Below are 18758 nucleotides of genomic sequence, written 5' to 3'. Positions count from 1 at the left end.
TTCATTTGAGCCGGATGATGAGGCTCGACGTGTCCCATCGCCTGCCGCCGGCCTGCTGCACGTCGGCATAGAACTGGTCGACCAGCGCCGTCACCGGCACGCGCGCGCCGTTGCGCTTGGCTTCGTCGAGCACCAGGCCCAGGTCCTTGCGCATCCAGTCGACCGCAAAGCCGTAGTCGAACTTGCCGGCGATCATGGTCTTGCCGCGGTTCTCCATCTGCCAGCTCTGGGCCGCGCCCTTGCTGATGACGCCCAGCACGGCTTCCATGTCGAGGCCGGCGCGCTGGCCGAAGGCGATGGCTTCCGACAGGCCTTGCACCAGCCCCGCAATGGCGATCTGGTTGACCATCTTCGCGAGCTGGCCCGCGCCGCTCTCGCCCAGCAGCGTGACCGCGCGCGAGAAGGCCATCGCCACCGGCTTGATGCGCTCGAACACGGCCGCGTCGCCGCCGCACATCACGGTGAGCGCGCCGTTCTGCGCGCCCGCCTGGCCGCCCGACACGGGCGCGTCGATGAAATGCAGGCCACGCGCCAGCGCCGCCTTCGACAGCTCGCGCGCCACGTCGGCCGAGGCCGTGGTGTGGTCGACCAGCACGGCGCCGGGCTTCATGCCGGCCAGGGCGCCGTCGTCGCCGAGCACCACCGAGCGCAGGTCGTCGTCGTTGCCGACGCAGCAGAACACGATGTCCGCGCCGGCTGCCGCTTCGCGCGGGGTGGGGGCGTGGCGGCCGGGCGCGCCGAACTCGGCGACCCAGGCCTGCGACTTGGTGGGCGTGCGGTTGTAGACCGTGACCGTGTGGCCGGCCTTGGCCAGGTGCCCGGCCATGGGCCCGCCCATGACGCCGAGGCCGAGGAAGGCCACCGTCTGGGCGGGAACGGATTCGTAGGTGCGGGGGTTGATGCTGCTCATGGCCGACAGCTTAAAGCCAAAGAAAGAAAGCCGGCACGCCCCGCGGTGCGCCGGCGGTGCGGCTTCAGACGATCGCGAAGTGCTCGGTGCCGGCCGCCAGGTCGGTGCTGCGCGCGCGCTGGCTGTTGAGCTTGATCTGCAGGCGCAGGTCGTTGGCCGAGTCGGCGTTGCGGATCGCTTCTTCGAAGTTGATCGCGTTGCCCTCGAACAGGTCGAACAGCGCTTGGTCGAAGGTCTGCATGCCCAGGTTGCGGCTCTTCTTCATGATCTCCTTGATCTCGCCCACCTCGCCCTTGAAGATCAGGTCGGAGATCAGCGGCGTGTTCAGCAGGATCTCGACCGCCGCCACGCGGCCCTGGCCGTCTTCGGTGGGCACCAGCCGTTGCGACACCAGCGAGCGCAGGTTCAGCGACAGGTCCATCAGCAGCTGCGCGCGGCGCTCTTCGGGGAAGAAGTTGATGATGCGGTCCAGCGCCTGGTTGGCGCTGTTGGCGTGCAGCGTGGCCATGCACAGGTGACCGGTTTCGGCAAAGGCCACGGCATGCTCCATCGTTTCGCGGTCGCGAATTTCGCCCATCAAAATCACGTCGGGCGCCTGGCGCAGCGTGTTCTTCAGTGCCGCTTCCCAGCTGTCGGTGTCGATGCCCACTTCGCGCTGCGTCACCACGCAGTTCTTGTGCGGGTGCACGAACTCGACCGGGTCTTCCACCGTGACGATGTGGCCGTAGGAGTTTTCGTTGCGCCAATCGACCATCGCGGCCAGCGTGGTCGACTTGCCCGAGCCCGTGGCGCCCACCAGGATGGTGAGGCCGCGCTTGGTCATCGCCACGTCTTTCAGCACCTGCGGCATGCCCAGCCCGTCGATGGTCGGCAGCTTGGCGGGAATGGTCCGCAGCACCATGCCGACCTTGCCCTGCTGCACGAACGCGTTCACGCGGAAGCGGCCGATGCCGGTCGGCGAGATCGCGAAGTTGCACTCCTTGGTGCGCTCGAACTCGGCCGTCTGACGGTCGTTCATGATCGAGCGCGTGAGCGCCAGCGTGTGCTGCGCGCCCAGCGCCTGCTGCGACACCTTGGTGACCTTGCCGTCGACCTTGATGGCCGGCGGGAAGTCGGCGGTGATGAACAGGTCGCTGCCGTTGCGGCTCACCATGAGCTTGAGCAGGTCGTTGATGAACTGGCTGGCTTGATCGCGTTCCATGAGAGCGCTCCTTGATGTCTAGATTGAATCTGCCGGCGGCCGACCGCCGGGCCGCCCCAAGGCGGCCGCGCCTCCCCCATGGGGGGTGGAGTTACACGCAGCGCAGCGAAGTGAAAAGCCGGGGGGCCTCATGACTAGCCGGGGAAGTTTTCGGGAATCTTGGCCTTGCCGCGCGCTTCGGCGGCAGAGATCGTATTGCGGCGCACCAGCTCTGTCAGGTTCTGGTCGAGCGTCTGCATGCCCGAGCCCTGGCCGGTCTGGATGGTGGAGTACATCTGCGCGACCTTGGCCTCGCGGATCAGGTTGCGGATGGCGGGCGTGCCCAGCATGATCTCGTGCGCCGCCACGCGGCCCTGGCCGTCCTTGGTCTTGCACAGCGTCTGCGAGATCACGGCCTGCAGCGATTCCGACAGCATCGCGCGGATCATTTCTTTTTCTTCGCCCGGGAACACGTCGATGATCCGATCGATGGTCTTGGCGGCCGACGAGGTGTGCAGCGTGCCGAACACCAGGTGGCCGGTTTCGGCCGCGGTCATCGCGAGGCGAATCGTTTCGAGGTCGCGCAACTCGCCCACCAGAATCGCGTCGGGGTCTTCGCGCAGCGCGGAGCGCAAGGCGTTCGAGAACGACAGCGTCATCGGCCCCACTTCGCGCTGGTTGATCAGGCACTTCTTCGACTCGTGCACGAACTCGATCGGGTCTTCCACCGTGAGGATGTGGCCGTACTCGTTCTCGTTGAGGTAGTTGACCATCGCCGCCAGCGTGGTCGACTTGCCCGAGCCCGTGGGGCCCGTCACCAGCACCAGCCCACGCGGCTTGAGCGCGAGTTCGCCGAAAATCTTCGGGGCGTTGAGCTGCTCCAGCGTGAGGATCTTCGAAGGAATGGTCCGAAACACGGCGGCCGCACCGCGTGCCTGGTTGAAGGCGTTCACACGGAAGCGCGCGAGGCCGTCGATCTCGAACGAGAAGTCGACCTCCAGGAACTCTTCGTAGTGCTTGCGGTGCGTGTCGCTCATGATGTCGTACACCATGGCGTGCACCGCCTTGTGGTCCAGCGCATCGACGTTGATGCGGCGCACGTCGCCGTTCACGCGGATCATCGGCGGCAGGCCGGCCGACAGGTGCAGGTCGGAGGCTTTGTTCTTGACGCTGAACGCCAGCAGTTGGGTGATGTCCACGGGGCTCCTCGGGCAGGCTTTAGTGACGTTTTGATACGAATTCGGAAGATTATGACGATGATTGGCGACGACCTCCAGCAAGTAAGGGCCCGGATCGACCAGGCCTGTGCAGACGCCGGGCGCGACCCGGCGGCGGTGCGCCTGCTGGCGGTGTCCAAGACCTTCGGGCCGGAGGCCGTGCGCGAGGCGCACGCGGCCGGCCAGACGGCGTTCGGCGAGAACTACGTGCAGGAGGGCCTGGACAAGATCGCAGCGCTGGCCGACCTGCGCGCGGGGCTCGAATGGCACTGCATCGGCCCTCTGCAGAGCAACAAGACGCGGCCCGTGGCCGAGCAGTTCGACTGGGTCCACAGCATCGATCGCCTGAAGATCGCCGAGCGCCTGTCGGCCCAGCGGTCGGCCCATCTGCCGCCGCTGCAGGTGTGCCTGCAGGTCAATGTGGACGGCGGCGCGAACAAGTCCGGCGTGCCGCCCGAAGAGGCTTTGGCCCTCGCGCGCGCTGTGGCGGTCTTGCCACAGCTGCAGCTGCGCGGACTCATGGCGATCCCCGAACCGGCGGCGGATTTCGCGGCGCAGCGCGCGTTGTGCCTGCGCGCGCATGCGGTGTTCGAATCGATCCGCGCCGCGGGCATCGCGCTGGACACGCTGTCGCTGGGCATGAGTGGGGACCTCGAAGCGGCGGTCAGTGCCGGCAGCACGATGGTCAGAGTGGGGACTGCGATCTTCGGCGGGCGGGCGCGCAAGCCCGCCTAGGCTTCTCAGACCCCGAGCGGCAAGCGCGCGCTGCTCTTCACCTCTTCCATCACCGCATACGTGCGCGTCTCGCGCACCCCTGGCAACTGCCACAGCACGGTGCCCGCGAACTCGCGGTAGGCGGCCATGTCGGCCATGCGGGTCTTGAGGAGGTAGTCGAAGCCGCCGGCGACCATGTGGCATTCCATGATCTCGTCGCGCACCTGCACGGCGGCCTTGAATTGGTCGAACACGTTGGCGGTGGTGCGGTCGAGCAGCACCTCGACGAACACGGTGAAGCCGCGTCCCAGCTTGTAGGGGTCGAGGCGGGCCTCGTAGCCCAGGATGAAGCCGTCGCGCGTGAGGCGCTGCACGCGCGCCAGCACGGCCGTGGGGGAGAGCGCGACGGCCTCCGCCAGCTTGAGGTTGGTGATGCGCCCGTCTTCCTGAAGGATCTTCAGCAGGCGCAGATCGATGCGGTCCAGATCAAGCATTCGAGAATTATCCGGCGCACACATCGATCGACTGCAAAAAATGCGGCCTATTTGCCACGGCCATAGGAGATAGAACCAAGGAAATGCCGTTGGACTACCCTTTCGCAGTCGTTTGGACTACCGAAAGCCGTGGCTCACCGCATTCAGCGCACCGTGGGCGCGCCGGGTGCGGCGGCCTGGCGGCCCGAGAGCTGGTCGACCAGCGCGCCGTAGGCCGGGCCTTCGCGCAGCTTGGTGTAGGCGGCCTGGGCTTCGCGGTAGCCGGGGCGCGACATGTCGGCGCCGGCTTCGCCCGACTGCTGGGCGGCCAGGCCCGAGCGAATCCACAGTTGGGTGTCGGCGGCCACGGCGGCGCGGCTGTTGGCCGAGACGACGACGGGCTCCTGGCCCATGTTTTCGTTGTAGCCCTGGGTGGGCGCGGTCTTCAGCCACTGCTGGGCGTCGGCCGTCACGGCGGCGCGCGTCGTCGACGACGCGAAGGGCGCGGGACGCGGATCGCCTTCGGCGTAGTTGCCGGCAAAGCTCGGCGCGGCCACGAGGCCGAGCAGGGCGGCAACGGCGGCGGTGTTCAGCAGGCGGGTGGTGGAAGACAGCTTCATGTTCGTTCACTCCTTGAGGTGGTTGCTTGGTTGGTGAGAACGACTGTACGAAGCGCATCCACGCGGTCGATAACGTCTGGATGACGGTTTTGTCATGTGCGTATCCACCTGCTTCGGGCCGCGCCTTGAGGCAGCGCAAGGGGCCTTCCAACTTCTCTTGCATAACCGCCATCGCGGCATGCATAAGCCATGGCGCACCGCCCGCAGTCGGCATATCGTTGCGCCCATCCATTCCAACCAAGGGATCTTTCATGAACGAGAAACTCTCCTTCGTCAATCCGACGGCCAACAGCCCCTGGGGCACCTACCTGTCGCAGGTCGATCGTGTCGTGCCGTACCTCGGCCCGCTGGCGCGCTGGGTCGAAACCCTCAAGCGTCCCAAGCGTGCGCTGATCGTCGACGTGCCGATCGAGATGGACAACGGCACCATCGCCCACTTCGAGGGCTACCGCGTGCAGCACAACATGAGCCGCGGCCCGGGCAAGGGCGGCGTGCGCTTCCACCCCGACGTCACGCTCGAGGAAGTGATGGCGCTGTCGGCCTGGATGACCATCAAGACCGCGGCCGTCAACCTGCCGTACGGCGGTGCCAAGGGCGGCATCCGCGTCGATCCGAAGAAGCTCTCTTTGCAAGAGCTCGAGAAGGTCACGCGCCGCTACACCAGCGAGATCGGCATCATCATCGGCCCGCACACCGACATCCCCGCGCCCGACGTGAACACCAACGCGCAGATCATGGCGTGGATGATGGACACTTACTCGATGAACACCGGCGGCACTGCCACCGGCGTGGTCACGGGCAAGCCGCTGCACCTGGGCGGTTCGCTGGGCCGAGTGAAGGCCACCGGCCGCGGCGTGTTCGTCACCGGCCGTGAAGCGGCCCGCCGCCTGGGCCTGGACCTGCGCGGCGCGCGCATCGCGGTGCAGGGCTTCGGCAACGTGGGCTCGGTCGCGGCCGAACTGTTCGTCGAGGCCGGCGCCAAGATCGTCGCGGTGCAGGACCACACCGGCACCATCGTGAACACCAACGGCCTGGATCTGGCCCAGCTCGTGCCCATCTCGCGCACCGACGGCGTGGTCGGCTTCAAGGCCGGCGGTGACATCGTGCCGAACGAAGACTTCTGGGACGTCGCCTGCGACATCCTGATCCCGGCCGCCCTCGAAGGCCAGATCACCGCCGAACGCGCCAAGAAGACCACCGCCAAGCTGGTGCTCGAAGGCGCCAACGGCCCGACGGTGCCCGAGGCCGACGACATCCTGGCCGAGCGCGGCGTGCTGGTCGTGCCCGACGTGATCTGCAACGCCGGCGGCGTGACGGTCTCGTACTTCGAATGGGTGCAGGACTTCTCGTCCTTCTTCTGGGACGAGGACGAGATCAACGTGCGCCTGGACCGCATCATGATGAACGCGCTCAACCAGATCTGGGACACGGCCGACAAGCACAAGATCTCGCTGCGCACGGCCACGTATGCGGTGGCCTGCGAGCGCATCCTGATGGCGCGCCAGGAACGCGGCCTCTATCCCTGACGCGATCTCTGGGGCTTTCAGGGCCCTTCGGGAACCCCCGGCCTGCCGGGGGCTCGAAGCGAAGCCGCCGGGTGGTTAGCATCCGGTGTCCTTTCCGCCCTGCCATGCCCCCCACCTCTTCTGCTGCTTTCTTCTCTTCGCCGGCCCGCGTGCCGGCGTTTCTGTTCCCGAGCCTGCTGTCGGTGCTCGTGCTGACCGGCTGCGGCACCTTGGGCCCGCGCCAGGCCTACGAACCCGAAGACTTCGACTCGACCACCACCCACACGCGCAACTACGCCGCCAGCGAGGCGCAGACCTGCGAGGCAGCGCGCCGCGCGTTGCTGAGCCAGGGCTACATGGTCACGGCCGCCAACGCCGACCTGGTGACCGCGCGCAAGAGCTTTCAGCCCGCGGCCGAGACGCACGTCGAGGTCGAGTTCCGCGTGGTTTGCGCACGCGAATTGGGTGCGGGCAGTGCCTCGTCCGGACGCAGCACCGTGGCCTTCGCGACCGCGCTGCAAGACCGCTACGGCCTGAAGAAGGGCAGCAACTCGGCCAGCCTGGGCGTGGGCGCCATCGGCTCACTCTCGCTGCCTTTCGGCGGCAGCAACGAGGCGATGGTCAAGGTGGCGAGCGAGACGCTGTCCGACGAACGTTTCTACGACCGCTTCTTCACGCTGGTCGAGCGCTTCCTGCAGGGCGGCGGGCCGGACATGCCGTCCGATGCTGCGCCAGCGGACGAGGCGCCGAAGCCGTCTGCGCGCCCCGCTGCAACGACCTTCCCGGTATCGCCGTCGCCGAACCGCGGCTGAACCGACGGCGCGCTCAGCGCACCAGCGTCGACTTGCCGAACAGGCTCTCGATCAACTCCACCGCCACCTCGGCCGTCTGGTTGCGCACGTCGAGCGCGGGGTTGAGCTCCACCACGTCGACCGAGCCCAGCCGTCCGGTGTCGGCGATCATTTCCATGCACAGCTGCATCTCGCGGTAGGTCGGCCCGCCGCGCACGCCCGTGCCCACGCCGGGTGCGTCGGCCGGGTCAAGGCAGTCGAGGTCGAAGCTCACGTGCAGGTGGGTGTCCTCGTCTACGTCCTGCAGCGCCTCGGTCATGGTGGTGCGCATGCCGTTCTCGTCGATGTGACGCATGTCGAACACGGTCAGGTCGAGCGTGCGAATCGCTTTCTTCTCGTCGTCGTCCACGCTGCGGATGCCGATGAAGCGGATGGCGTCGTGCGCCAGCGCCGCGGGCTCGCCGCTCCAGCCCGTGAGGTCCGCGGGGCCGTGGCCCAGCAGGCACGACACGGGCATGCCGTGCAGGTTGCCGCTGGGGCTCGTGGTCTCGGTGTTGACGTCGGAATGCGCATCGAGCCACAGCACGCGCAGCTTCTTGCCGCGCTGGCGTGCATGCCAGGCCACGGCGCTGATCGAGCCGATCGCCAGGCAGTGGTCGCCGCCCAGCATCACGGGCACGTGGCCGGCGCCCAGCGCGGTGTCGACGGCGGCGTAGACCGAGCGGTTCCACGTAATCACCTCGGTGAGGTGGCGCAGCCCGTTGGCGGGCGGCGCCCACGGCGTGGCCGGGCCCGCGAGGTTGCCGCGGTCGAGCACCGTGAAGCCCTGTCCCGCCAGTGCCTCGGCCAGGCCCGCCACACGGAGTGCGTCGGGCCCCATGCCCGCGCCGCGCACGCTGGCGCCGATGTCGGTGGGCGCGCCGATCAGTTCGAGGGTGACGGTGGCGGCGGTGCTGCTGTTCATGTCGGTCTCCCGATGTGGTGCCAGAGGTAGGCGTAGCCGAGCGCATCCATGAAGGCGGACGCCTTGTTGTCCGCGGCGGCGCTGTGGCCGCCTTCCATGTTTTCGTAGAAGCTGCTGTCGTGCCCTTGTGCGAGCAGCTTCGCGTGCATCTTGCGCGCATGCACGGGCCCCACGCGGTCGTCGCGCGTGGAGGTGGTGAAAAGCGCCGGCGGGTAGGGCGTGCCGGCCTTGGCGTTCTCGTAGGGCGAGAAGGTCTGGATGAACTCCCACTCGTCGGGCTGTTCCGGGTCGCCGTATTCCGCGATCCACGAGGCGCCGGCCGACAGCTGCGTGTAGCGCTTCATGTCGAGCAGCGCCACCTCGCTCACGATGGCGCCGTACAGCTGCGGGTACAGCGTGAGCATGTTGCCCATGAGCAGGCCGCCGTTGCTGCCGCCCATGGCGCCCAGGTGCGCGGGCGAGGTGATGCCGCGTGCGAACAGGTCTTGCGACACGGCCGCGAAATCTTCGCAGGTGCGCAGGCGGTTCTCCTGCAGCGCGGCCTGGTGCCAGCGCGGGCCGTACTCGCCGCCGCCGCGGATGTTGGCCACCACGTACACGCCGCCGCGTTCGAGCCAGGAGCGGCCGATGCCGCCGCTGTAGCTCGGCTCCAGCGAGATCTCGAAGCCGCCGTAGGCGTACTGCAGCGTGGGATTCGTGCCGTCGGCCACGAGGTCCTTGGCGGCGATCTCGAAGTAGGGCACGCGCGTGCCGTCCGCCGAGGTCGCGAAATGCTGGCTCACGCGAAAGCGCGAGGCGTCGAAGAAGCCGGGGCTGTGCTTCAGCGGCTGCGGCTCGCCCTGGCCGAGGGTGCCGATGTACAGCGTGGTCGGCTGCAGGAAACCGCTCACGGTCAGGAAGTAGTCGTCGCTCTCGGTCTCGTCGATGCCGCCGGCCGCCACGCACGAGAGCGCGGGCGCGCCGCCCAGGCTGTCGCGGGCCCAGTCGCCCAGGCCGTCTGCCGGCGGCGTGAGCACCTCGAGCCGGTTCACCACGTCGTGCATCACGTTGAGGATGAGGTGGTGGCGCGTCCACGAGTAGTCGTCGAGCGCGGTGGTGTCGTCGGGTTCGAACAGCAGCGTGAGCTCGCGCGCGCCGGCCATGTAGTCGTCGAAGCGTGCGGCCAGCAGCGAGCCGGCGGTGTAGGTGCGGCCGGCCACGGTCCAGTCTTCGCGCGGCTCGATCAGCAGCCACTCGCGCGTGACGCCGGTGTTGGCATCGTCGGGCACGTCGAGCTTGGCCAGCGTGCCGTCGGGCGCGCGCAGCCAGGTTTCGCTGTCGTAGAAGTCGATCTGGCGCGAGACGAAATCGCGCTCGAAGCCGGGCGTGTGGTCGCTCCAGGCGCTCACCGACATGTCTTCGTGCGCACCTTCGTACACGGTGACGGCCTCGGCCAGCGGCGTGCCGCGTCGCCATTGCTTCACGAGGCGCGGGTAGCTCGAGCTGGTCATGGAGCCGGGGCCGAAATCGGTGCCCACGTACAGGTGGTCGATGTCTTTCCAGGTGACGTGGTTCTTCGCCTCGGGCAGCGCGAAGCCGCCTTCGACGAAGGCCATGTTCACCAGGTCGAACTCGCGCACCACGTCGGCATCGGCGCCGCCGCGCGACAGCGAAATGAGGCAGCGTTCGTAGGCAGGCTCCAGGCAGTCGGCGCCGTGCCAGACCCAGTTCTCGCCGTCTTCCGTAGCCAGCGCGTCGAGGTCGAGCACCGTCTCCCAGTCGGGCTCCGGCGTGCGGTATTCGGCGAGCGTGGTGCGGCGCCACAGGCCCTTGGGGTGCGCCTTGTCGCGCCAGAAGTTGTAGTACAGCGGGCCGATCTTGCTGACCATCGGAATGCGCGCATCCGAGTCGAGCACCTCGAGCAGGCCCTGCTCGATCGCCTGGAAGTCGGGCGACTGCGCATGGGTGTGAACGGTGCGTGCATTCTGCTGGCGAGCCCAGTCCAGAGCGGCTTCGCCGTCGATGTCTTCGAGCCAGAGGTTGTCGTCGTTGTCGTGCGCAGAGGTCATGCGGCACAGTGTACGAAGCCCCCGTGACCGCACCCGCCTGTGAGCAGGTGTTGCGGCCTGCGAAGCACGTCGATTTTTTCATTACAAGTGGACGCGCGTCCCCGCAAAGCTTGGGACAAACCCCTGTCTCGCGCGTGCCTTCCCCCGGTGGAAACACTGAAGAAGCGAAGGCCCACGAACGCCATGCCCACGGTATCCTGCCGAACGGCGCTTGCCCCAACGAGGAGAACCACACATGAAACACCTGAGCGGTCTTGATGCCACCTTCCTGCACCTGGAAACCCCCGAGATGCCGATGCACGTGGGCTCGCTCAACGTGCTGGATCTGCCCAAGGGCTACAAGGGCGACTTCTACGAAGACGCCAAGGCTTTCATGGCCAGCCGCATCCACCTGGCCGACGTGTTCACGCGCAAGCTCGCGCTGATGCCCTTCGACATGTCCAACCCCGTGTGGGTGGACGACGACGACATCGACATCGACTACCACGTGCGCCACATCACGCTGCCCAAGCCCGGCACCAACCGCCAGCTCCAGCAGTACGTGGCGCGGCTGCACTCCACGCTCATCGACCGCAGCCGCCCGATGTGGGAGTTCTTCATCATCGACGGCCTGCAGAGCGGCCAGGTGGCGCTGTACACCAAGGTGCACCATGCGGGGATCGACGGGCAGGCCGGCGTGGAAGTGGGCAAGGCCATCTTCGACCTGGAGGCCACGGGCCGCGTGGTGAAGCCGCCGCGTTCGCGTCCGCGCAGCAGCGGCTACCAGTTGGGCATGGCCGAACTCGCCACCGCCGCGCTGCGCAACACGGCGCAGCAGTACGTGAAGCTCTTCAAGATGGCGCCGGCCATCGCACGCGCCATCGGTGGCCTGGCCAAGCCCGACGAGAAGGCGGCCGACAAGGCCGCGGCCGCCGCGCCGAAGAAGTTCAACCTCTTCGCGCCGCGCACCTCGCTCAACGTGTCGATCACCAACCAGCGCACTTTCGCGGGCCGCACCATCTCGCTGGCCGAGACCAAGTACATCGCCAAGCACTTCGGCGTGACGCTCAACGACGTGGTGCTGGGCACCGTGGCCGGCGCGCTGCGCCACTACCTGGCCGACAACAACGAGCTGCCGGCCAAGCCGCTGGTGGCCGGCGTGCCGGTGAGCCTGCGCGAGGCCGGCGACCAGACGGCCAACAACCAGGCCAGCATGATCCTCGTGAGCCTGGCCACCGACATCACCGACCCGGTGCAGCGGCTGAAGGCGATCAACACCTCGTCGAACAGCTCCAAGTCGACGATGAACCGCTTCAAGGCCGTGATCCTGGACGACTTCCCGACCTTTGCCGCGCCCTGGCTGATGTCGGGCATTGCGTCGATGGTGGGACGCTCGGGCATCGTCAACCTGCTGCCGCCGGCGGCCAACGTGGCCGTCTCGAACGTGGCGGGCGCGCCGTTCCCGATGTACTTCGCGGGCGCGCTGGTCACCTGCTACTACCCCGTGTCGATCGCCAGCCACGGCACGGCGCTCAACGTCACGGTGCAGAGCTACAACGGCCGCATGGACTACGGCCTCATCGCCTGCCGCCGCGCCGTGCCCGACATCACAGAGATCGGCGACTACCTGCTGGCTGAGCACAAGCTGCTCATGGCGCTCACCGAGAAGCACCCGTCCGCTGCTGGTGCGGCGACGGCGCCCAAGCCCATGGCCGCGCCTGCGCCGGAAGAGAAAGAAGAAGCCAAGGCCGCAGCACCCGCCCGCAAGCCCGCCGCGCGCAAGAAGGCGCCGGTGAAGGCGGTCGCGGCCAAGAAGAAGGCGCCCGCCAAGGCTGCACCGGTGAAGGCGGCAGCCAAGAAAGCCCCTGCCAAGAAGGCTGCAGCGAAGAAGGCGGCGCCCCGGCCTGCGGCCCGCAAGGCCGCCGCATCGCCCCGCGCCGCTGCGGCATGATCGACAGGTGGGCCCGGCCTGGGCAAAAAATTGGGGCAGTTGGACTAGTTTTCCGACCGTTCTAGTTTTCCAGGCCTAGGCCTTGCGGAAGATGATTGGCCCATCGCGATTCCCCGCGAGCCCATCAACTTCAAGGAAATCTCACATGTCCACGCAAACCAACATCGCTTCCGCCGCCATCCACGTCGTCGGCCAGTACAACGACGCCGGCAAGACCCTGGTCGGTGCCTACCGCACCGGCGTGCAGCGCCTGCTGGGCGGTGCCGCTTCGCGTTACAGCGAGTTCCTGGGCAATCGCCAGATTCCGCTGGTGAGCGAGCAGATCAAGGCCAACCTGATCGGCGCGCAAGAGAAGGTGCATGGTTTCCTGTCGAACCGCCTGGACATCGACACCAGCCGCATCGTGAACGCGATGGACCGCGTCGCTGCCGGCACCACCAGCGGCATCGAAACCGTCGCCAACCGCGTCGCCCAGATCGAATCGCCCGCCGCTACCACCGTGCTCAACGCCCTGTCGACCGTGAACCAGCCCTTCGCCACCGTGTCGGTGCAAATCGCTGACCGCATCGTCGCCGGCACCAAGCAGATCGAAGCCCGTGTGAGCGGCACCGAAGAAGCCGCCGCCCCCGTGCGCACCGTGAAGGCCAAGGTCGCTGCGGCCAAGAAGCCGGTTCGCCGCGCTGCCCGCAAGGCGGCCTGATCCCGGGGCGCTGACCGCGCCCTTTTTCATTTCTACCGCCCCTGGAGCACCACCGCATGGCGACCCGTCCCGATGACACTGCAAAGTTGAAGAAGAGGGCGGCGCCTGCCAAGAAGGCTCCGGCGGCCAAGAAGAAAGCCGCGCCCCGCAAGGCGGCGCCGGCTGCGAAAACACCGCCTGCAGACACCGCTGCTGCCGGCACCAACAAGGCCGAAGCGCTGCTGCGCGCCGGCCTCAAGGCGCTGGACAACGTGCGCAGCGATGTCGCCAAGCGCCAGGCCAACGTGATCGAAGGCCTGCTCGGCATCGGGCAAGGCAAGGCCGACGCGGCCGGTGCCAAGGCGGCGCTGACGCGCGGCTTCCCCAGCCTGGACACTTTCGGCATCCGCAAGTTCGAGGACGTGTTCGACCAGCGTGTTGCCACCGCCCTGCAACGCCTGGGCATGCCCAGCGCCGACGAGGTGCAGGCCCTGCGCGACGAGGTGGCGCAGTTGCGCGAACGCCTCGCGAAACTCGAAAAACCGTCCAGTTCAGGCAGCTCCGGCGGCAAGCGCTGAGCGGCACACAACGCACGCACCACGCCGCTTGTGGCCAGCTCCAACACCACGCGCGATCGCATCCTGCAGACCAGCCTTGCGCTGTTCAACGCACAAGGCCTTCCGGCCGTGTCCACGCACAAGATCGCGGCCGAGCTCGGCATGAGCCCGGGCAACCTGCACTACCACTTCAAGGCCAAGCAGCTGATCGTCGAATGGCTGTTCCGGCGCTTCGAGCAGCGGCTCGAGGTGCTCAACGGCTCGTCGGCGTCCATTGCCGCCATCGACGACCTGTGGCTCGCGCTGCACCTGCGCTTCGAGGCCATCGACGAATACCGCTTCATCTACCGCGACATGGCCTTCCTGGCCAGCGAGTACCCGGCCCTGGGACAGCGCGCCCAGGCCATGACCGCGCAGAACCTGCTGGCCGCCCAGACGCTGTGCGAAGGGCTGGTGGCGTCGGGCGTGATCGAGACCAGCGCCGAGCAGGCGCGCATCCTCGCGCTGCAGATGGTCTTCACCACCACCTGCTGGCTCTCGTTCGAGCGGCTGGTGCCGGGACGCGACGCCCTGGCGCAGGCCGACCCGGGTTTGGCGGCTTTCTACACACTCACGCTGGTTTCTCCGTATGTTTCCAGCGAATCGAGGGCTTATCTTGATTACCTGAGGGGCAAATACCTCGGATAAATGAAGTCGTCGTCCGACGGGGGATGCAACTTCGCACCCCCATCTTCGTCCTACAGAAGAAAGAACAGAAAGGAAGCCGCCACCATGTCCACCGCCACCCACGAACCCATCGCACCGCCGTCGCGCCTGCTCTTGCTGGCCGAAGCGCGCGCCCTCTGGGAAACCGGCGCCGGCCTCGCCATGTGGCCCTTGCTGCAGCTCGCGCCACGCGGCGACGGTCATCCCGTGCTTGTGCTGCCGGGCCTGGTGGCCAGCGACGTGTCCACGCTGCTGCTGCGCCGCTACCTGTGCAGCCGCGGCTACGACGCGCACGGCTGGGGCCAGGGCCGCAACCTGGGCCCGCGCGCCGGCGTCGAAGACGGCATGGTCGATCTGCTCAAGACCCTGGCCGACAAGAGCGGCCAGAAGGTCAGCGTCATCGGCTGGAGCCTGGGCGGCGTCTACGCGCGGCTGTTGGCCTCGGCGCAGAAGGACCTCATCCGCAACGTGATCACGCTCGGCAGTCCGTTCTCGGGCAGCCCGCGCGCCACCAATGCCTGGCGCGTGTACGAAGGCGTGAGCGGCCAGAGCTCGCACGACCCGCGCCGCATGAAGTTCGTCGAACCCACGCCGCCCGTGCCCACGACCTCGATTTTCAGCCGCACCGACGGCGTCGTCGCGTGGCGCTGCAGCCTCGAGAAGACCGGTCCGCAGTCCGAGAACATCGAGGTGGTCGCGAGCCACCTGGGGCTCGGTGCGCACCCGGCCGTGCTCTATGCGGTGGCCGACCGGCTGGCACAGCCCGAGGGCGCATGGAAGCCGTTCAACCGCGGCATGCTCGGCCCGCTGGTGTATCCGGACCCGGACCGCGACGCCTGACCTGAGGCGCGCACTCCCCAATAAAAAAGACCGGCGATTGCCGGTCTTCTTCTTTGGGGCTCCAGACTGGGTTCTTCAGGCCCCGGCCCACACGTCGAGCACATAGCGCTGCTCGGCAATCATCCGGTCCATCCACGCCGCGCTGTCCTGCCCGTGCTCGCGCGCAAGGTCGCTGAGCGTGCGACGCACGTCGGGCTCCATGCGCGAGCCATCGCCGCACACGTACACCACGGCGCCCGCTTCGAGCAGCTTCCACACCGCCGCGCCCTGTTCGCGGATCAGGTCCTGCACGTAGACCTTGCGGTCGCCGGCGCGCGAGAAGGCCGTGTGCAGCTTCATCAGGCCGCGGTGCGACCACGCCTGCAGCTCCTCGGCATAGATGAAGTCCTGCTCGGGGTGGCGGCAGCCGAAGAACAGCATCGCCTCGCCCAGCGCCTCGCCGCGTTCGACCTGCGCCGCGCGCGCCTGCAGGAAGCCGCGGAACGGCGCCAGGCCGGTGCCAGGCCCGACCATGATGAGCGGGCGCATCGCATCGTCCGGCAGCCGGAAGCCTTCGGCCGTGGTCTCGCGAATCACGCCGTGCACCGTGTCGCCAGCTTCGGCGCGCGCCAGGAAGTTGGAGCACACGCCCTCGAAGGTGCCGTTGCCCGACATCGCGGGCGCGCTCACCACGCCCACCGTCACGCTGCAGCGCCCCGGCGTCATCGTCGGCGACGAGGAAATCGAGTAGTAGCGCGGTGACAGCGGCGACAGCATTTCCAGGAACACCGCGAACGGCACCTGGCAGGCGCGGTGCTCTTCGAGCAGCTCCAGCAGCGACTTGCGCTTGTGCAGCACCTCGGCCTTGTAGGCAGTCTGCGAGGCCTCGTCGCTGCCCGACAGCGCAACAAGCTTCGGCTTGGTGAACGGGCACTCGGTGTACGCCGCCAGCGTGGCGATCTGCTTGCGCGTGGCCACGTCCTGCAGCTCGACGTAGTCGCCGAGCAGGCGATCGACCGCAATGACCTGATCGACCGGCAGCGCCGCCTTGCGCCCCGGCACGGCCTGCAGCCGCACGTGCGCCGAGCGGTCGAAACCGAAACGCGCCATCGCGCGTTCGACCTGCGCCGGGCTGTTGCGCGGCACCACGCTCAGGTGGTCGCCGGGCACGTAGTTCACGCCCTCGGGCAGCGTCAGCTCGACGTGGCGCGTGGAGCGTCCGGCCTCACCGTTGGCACTGGCGCTTTGCAGTTCGCGGTTCTCGATCACGCGCAGCGCCACGGCGCCCAGCGCATCGACCAGCGCGTTCTTCTGCGGCGGCGGCAACTCTTCGAGCGTGTACAGCGGCTCGGCCTCGGCCGGCGTGTCGGCGCCGTTCTTGATGTCGAAGGCCTTCACCAGCGCGGGCCACAGCGCGTCGCTCCAGTCCTGGAAGGCGCCGTCCATGTCCTCGCGCGCGTCGCCCTCACCGCGTGCGTGCACGCGGTCGGCGCCCAAGGCTTCAAGCCGTTCGTCGATGCGGCGCGGCACGGCCTGGTAGGTGGCGGCCCAGTCGGTGTTGCCGCAGCCGAACACGCTGAAGCGCACGCCGTTGAGTGCATCGTCGGCCTTGTCGAGCCAGCGATGAAACTCGGCCGCGTTGTCGGGCGCGACGCCGTTGTACGAGGCGCAGACGATGGCCACCGCGCCGCTGGCCGGCAGCCGCTCGGCGTAGTCGTCGAGCGACGCGAGCTGGGTCGAGAAGCCGCGCAGCTCGCCGGCCTCGGCCAGCTGGCGCGCCAGGTCTTCGGCGGTGCCGAGGTTGGAGCCTTGCAGCACCAGCAGCGAGGTGCCGTGGCGCGCTGCCTGCGGCTTGCGCGCAGCCGGCTTGACCGGCGCATCGGGCGCGGCGGTCGTCTCGCCATTGCCGCGCGGGCGTGAGGCCGGGTCGCGCAGCAGCGCCTTGATCTTGAAGTTCTCGGGCTTGATCGTCAGCGCTTCCTTGATCTTGAGCTTGTAGCCCGTGTGATCGACCAGGTTGAAGCGCTGCAGGATCATGCCCAGCGTGAGCACCGCCTCCTGCAATGCGAACTGTCGCCCGATGCAGGCGCGCTGCCCGTTGCCGAAAGGCTTGAAGGCGTTCACGGGCCGCTCGCGCTCGGCCTCGCGGCTGAAGTGGTCGGGGTTGAACTGGTCGGCGTTCTCGCCCCAGATGCCCTTGTCACGGTGCAGCGCCAGCGCATGCATGATGACCATGTTGTTCTTCTTGATCGTGTACTGGCCGCCGATCGTCGTGTCTTCCTTGGCGCGCATCGAGATCGCGGGCGCGGTCGGGTACAGGCGCAGCGACTCTTTCAGCACCTGCATCACGTACTGCAGCCGGTTGACCTGCGCGTAGGTGGGCTTTTGCGTGGTGTCGCCGCCGAACACGCTGTCGACCTCGGCCTGCGCCTTGGCCATCGCCTCGGGGTTGTTCAGCAGGAAGTAGATGGCGAACGACAGCAGGCCGCTGGTGGTCTCGTGGCCTGCGATGAGGAATTCGATGCACTCGTCGCGGATCATCTTGTCGGTGAGCTTCTCGCCGCTCTTCTTGTCCACGCCCGCGATCATGTAGCTCAGCAGGTCGGGCTTGGTGGCGATGTCGGCGCCGCTCGCGCGCCGCTCCTCGATGATGTCCTCCACCATCTTGTGCATGTAGCGGATGTCCTTGCGCTGCTGCGCCAGCTCCTTCTTGAGCATCAGCTCCTCGAGCGGCAGGCCGCGCCGGTTCTGCACCGTCTCGAGCGTGCGCACCATCGCATCGACGAAAGGATGAAAGCCCTCGCGATAGAACGAGTTGAAGCGGTAGCCGAAGCCGCACAGGCCGATGGTGTCGAGCGTGAGCGCGGTCATGTCGCGCACCACGTCCACCTCTTCATCGAAATTGAGGCGCTCCCACTTGGTGACCAGCTGCCCCGCGATGTCCAGCATCATCGGGTGGTAGGCCTGCATCGCACGCTGGCTGAAGTTGGCCAGCAGGATGTTGTGCGGCTTCGACCAGGTCTCCTCGTGCGTGTCCGAAGTGAAGAGCCCGTGCGACGCCGCCCGCAGCCGGCGCAGCGCACCGCGCGTGCTCTTGTCAAAGCGCGGCTCTTCGCAGAGCTCGTCGACCAGCGCGGGCGACGACACCACGATCACCGGCATGCCCGGCATGTCGAGCCAGTAGATGCCGCCGAGGTCTTGCGCGATCTTCCACATGTCGAGCACCGGCGAGTCGGAGCCGATGGACAGCAGATTGCCGACGAAGGGTTTCTTCGCCGGATGGGGGATCGGATGGAGCGAGTTCTTTCCTGCCATGTGTGCCTTCTTGTGCCTGCGTAGGGACCCGCTTCGGATGTCCGGGATGCGAATCCGGAGTATCCCGACGGCACAGGGGGCAGGCAGGACGGGGTTTCCCTTAGGAGGCCTGCGGGGCGTTCACACGGGTAGCGTGATCGCCATTCACAGTGAGGTCATGAGCCCGCAGCGTGCCCCGTGCCCAGGGCACTGGGTGCTTCCCGCAGCGAAATCAAGACACCGTTGTGCTCGTCAAGGGCTGGTTGCCTTGAGGTAGTTCGCATCAAAGGGTTTTCGGGACCTCAGAACACCGTAGGCGATGGCCAGCAGCTTGTGCATGCAGGCCACCACG

The 18758-nt window shown here is 67.5% G+C and carries 16 protein-coding genes; 8 read left to right on the top strand and 8 right to left on the bottom strand.

Going from position 1 to position 18758, the window contains the following annotated elements; all coding sequences use genetic code 11:
• Position 1: 1 nt before the first annotated feature.
• The 3 genes from AAG801_RS29325 to AAG801_RS29315 all read right to left on the bottom strand — a co-directional run bounded on the left by AAG801_RS29325 (position 2) and on the right by AAG801_RS29315 (position 3289).
• Complete coding sequence (locus AAG801_RS29325) at positions 2 to 910, bottom strand: NAD(P)-dependent oxidoreductase (RefSeq protein WP_341891548.1); 909 nt, start codon at positions 908 to 910, stop codon at positions 2 to 4.
• Positions 911 to 974: 64 nt separating this feature from the next.
• The gene (locus AAG801_RS29320; RefSeq protein WP_101493812.1) at positions 975 to 2111 is read right to left on the bottom strand and encodes a PilT/PilU family type 4a pilus ATPase; all 1137 of its coding nucleotides are present in this window, start codon (positions 2109 to 2111) and stop codon (positions 975 to 977) included.
• Positions 2112 to 2245: 134 nt separating this feature from the next.
• Complete coding sequence (locus AAG801_RS29315; protein ID WP_056576373.1) at positions 2246 to 3289, bottom strand: type IV pilus twitching motility protein PilT; 1044 nt, start codon at positions 3287 to 3289, stop codon at positions 2246 to 2248.
• A 51-nt stretch (positions 3290 to 3340) separates the two neighbouring features.
• Here AAG801_RS29315 and AAG801_RS29310 point away from each other — a divergent pair, with 51 nt between their 5' ends.
• The gene (locus AAG801_RS29310) at positions 3341 to 4042 is read left to right on the top strand and encodes a YggS family pyridoxal phosphate-dependent enzyme (RefSeq protein WP_341891547.1); all 702 of its coding nucleotides are present in this window, start codon (positions 3341 to 3343) and stop codon (positions 4040 to 4042) included.
• A gap of 5 nt (positions 4043 to 4047) precedes the next feature.
• Here AAG801_RS29310 and AAG801_RS29305 read toward each other — a convergent pair whose 3' ends face one another.
• Together AAG801_RS29305 and AAG801_RS29300 are read right to left on the bottom strand one after the other, a co-directional pair.
• Positions 4048 to 4515, bottom strand: coding sequence for an Lrp/AsnC ligand binding domain-containing protein (locus AAG801_RS29305; protein WP_062478450.1), 468 nt, complete (start codon positions 4513 to 4515; stop codon positions 4048 to 4050).
• Positions 4516 to 4658: 143 nt separating this feature from the next.
• On the bottom strand, positions 4659 to 5114 hold the full coding sequence (locus tag AAG801_RS29300; RefSeq protein ID WP_099793336.1) for a hypothetical protein: 456 nt from the start codon (positions 5112 to 5114) through the stop codon (positions 4659 to 4661).
• Positions 5115 to 5365: 251 nt separating this feature from the next.
• On the opposite strand from AAG801_RS29300, the gene AAG801_RS29295 reads away from it, so the two are divergent.
• Together AAG801_RS29295 and AAG801_RS29290 are read left to right on the top strand one after the other, a co-directional pair.
• Positions 5366 to 6640 (top strand): Glu/Leu/Phe/Val dehydrogenase, encoded by a 1275-nt coding sequence (locus AAG801_RS29295; protein WP_099793335.1) that lies wholly within the window; start codon positions 5366 to 5368, stop codon positions 6638 to 6640.
• 104 nt (positions 6641 to 6744) lie between these two features.
• The gene (locus AAG801_RS29290; protein ID WP_341891546.1) at positions 6745 to 7431 is read left to right on the top strand and encodes a DUF2242 domain-containing protein; all 687 of its coding nucleotides are present in this window, start codon (positions 6745 to 6747) and stop codon (positions 7429 to 7431) included.
• A 13-nt stretch (positions 7432 to 7444) separates the two neighbouring features.
• Here the strand turns inward: AAG801_RS29290 and rocF are convergent, their stop codons facing one another.
• Together rocF and AAG801_RS29280 are read right to left on the bottom strand one after the other, a co-directional pair.
• Positions 7445 to 8374, bottom strand: a complete 930-nt coding sequence (gene rocF / locus AAG801_RS29285) for an arginase (protein ID WP_341891545.1) — start codon at positions 8372 to 8374, stop codon at positions 7445 to 7447.
• A complete protein-coding gene (locus AAG801_RS29280; protein WP_341891544.1) occupies positions 8371 to 10422 on the bottom strand; it encodes a prolyl oligopeptidase family serine peptidase in 2052 nt (683 codons plus the stop codon). Before AAG801_RS29280 ends, rocF begins: the two co-directional genes overlap by 4 nt.
• A gap of 235 nt (positions 10423 to 10657) precedes the next feature.
• Between AAG801_RS29280 and AAG801_RS29275 the strand changes: the two genes are divergently transcribed.
• The 5 genes from AAG801_RS29275 (at position 10658) to AAG801_RS29255 (ending at position 15133) form a co-directional block, all read left to right on the top strand.
• Complete coding sequence (locus tag AAG801_RS29275) at positions 10658 to 12352, top strand: wax ester/triacylglycerol synthase family O-acyltransferase (RefSeq protein WP_341891543.1); 1695 nt, start codon at positions 10658 to 10660, stop codon at positions 12350 to 12352.
• 145 nt (positions 12353 to 12497) lie between these two features.
• Positions 12498 to 13052, top strand: coding sequence for a hypothetical protein (locus AAG801_RS29270; RefSeq protein WP_099793325.1), 555 nt, complete (start codon positions 12498 to 12500; stop codon positions 13050 to 13052).
• A gap of 56 nt (positions 13053 to 13108) precedes the next feature.
• Positions 13109 to 13609 (top strand): phasin family protein, encoded by a 501-nt coding sequence (locus AAG801_RS29265; protein ID WP_341891542.1) that lies wholly within the window; start codon positions 13109 to 13111, stop codon positions 13607 to 13609.
• Between the two features lie 30 nt (positions 13610 to 13639).
• Positions 13640 to 14275, top strand: a complete 636-nt coding sequence (locus AAG801_RS29260) for a TetR/AcrR family transcriptional regulator (RefSeq protein WP_101493805.1) — start codon at positions 13640 to 13642, stop codon at positions 14273 to 14275.
• Between the two features lie 84 nt (positions 14276 to 14359).
• On the top strand, positions 14360 to 15133 hold the full coding sequence (locus AAG801_RS29255; protein WP_341891541.1) for an alpha/beta hydrolase: 774 nt from the start codon (positions 14360 to 14362) through the stop codon (positions 15131 to 15133).
• Positions 15134 to 15208: 75 nt separating this feature from the next.
• On the opposite strand, the gene AAG801_RS29250 is transcribed toward AAG801_RS29255, so the two are convergent.
• On the bottom strand, positions 15209 to 18427 hold the full coding sequence (locus AAG801_RS29250; protein WP_341891540.1) for a cytochrome P450: 3219 nt from the start codon (positions 18425 to 18427) through the stop codon (positions 15209 to 15211).
• Positions 18428 to 18758: the final 331 nt, after the last annotated feature.

It is taken from the genome of Variovorax sp. YR752, from assembly GCF_943372545.1.
This window is presented reverse-complemented; position numbering and strand designations above follow the sequence as displayed.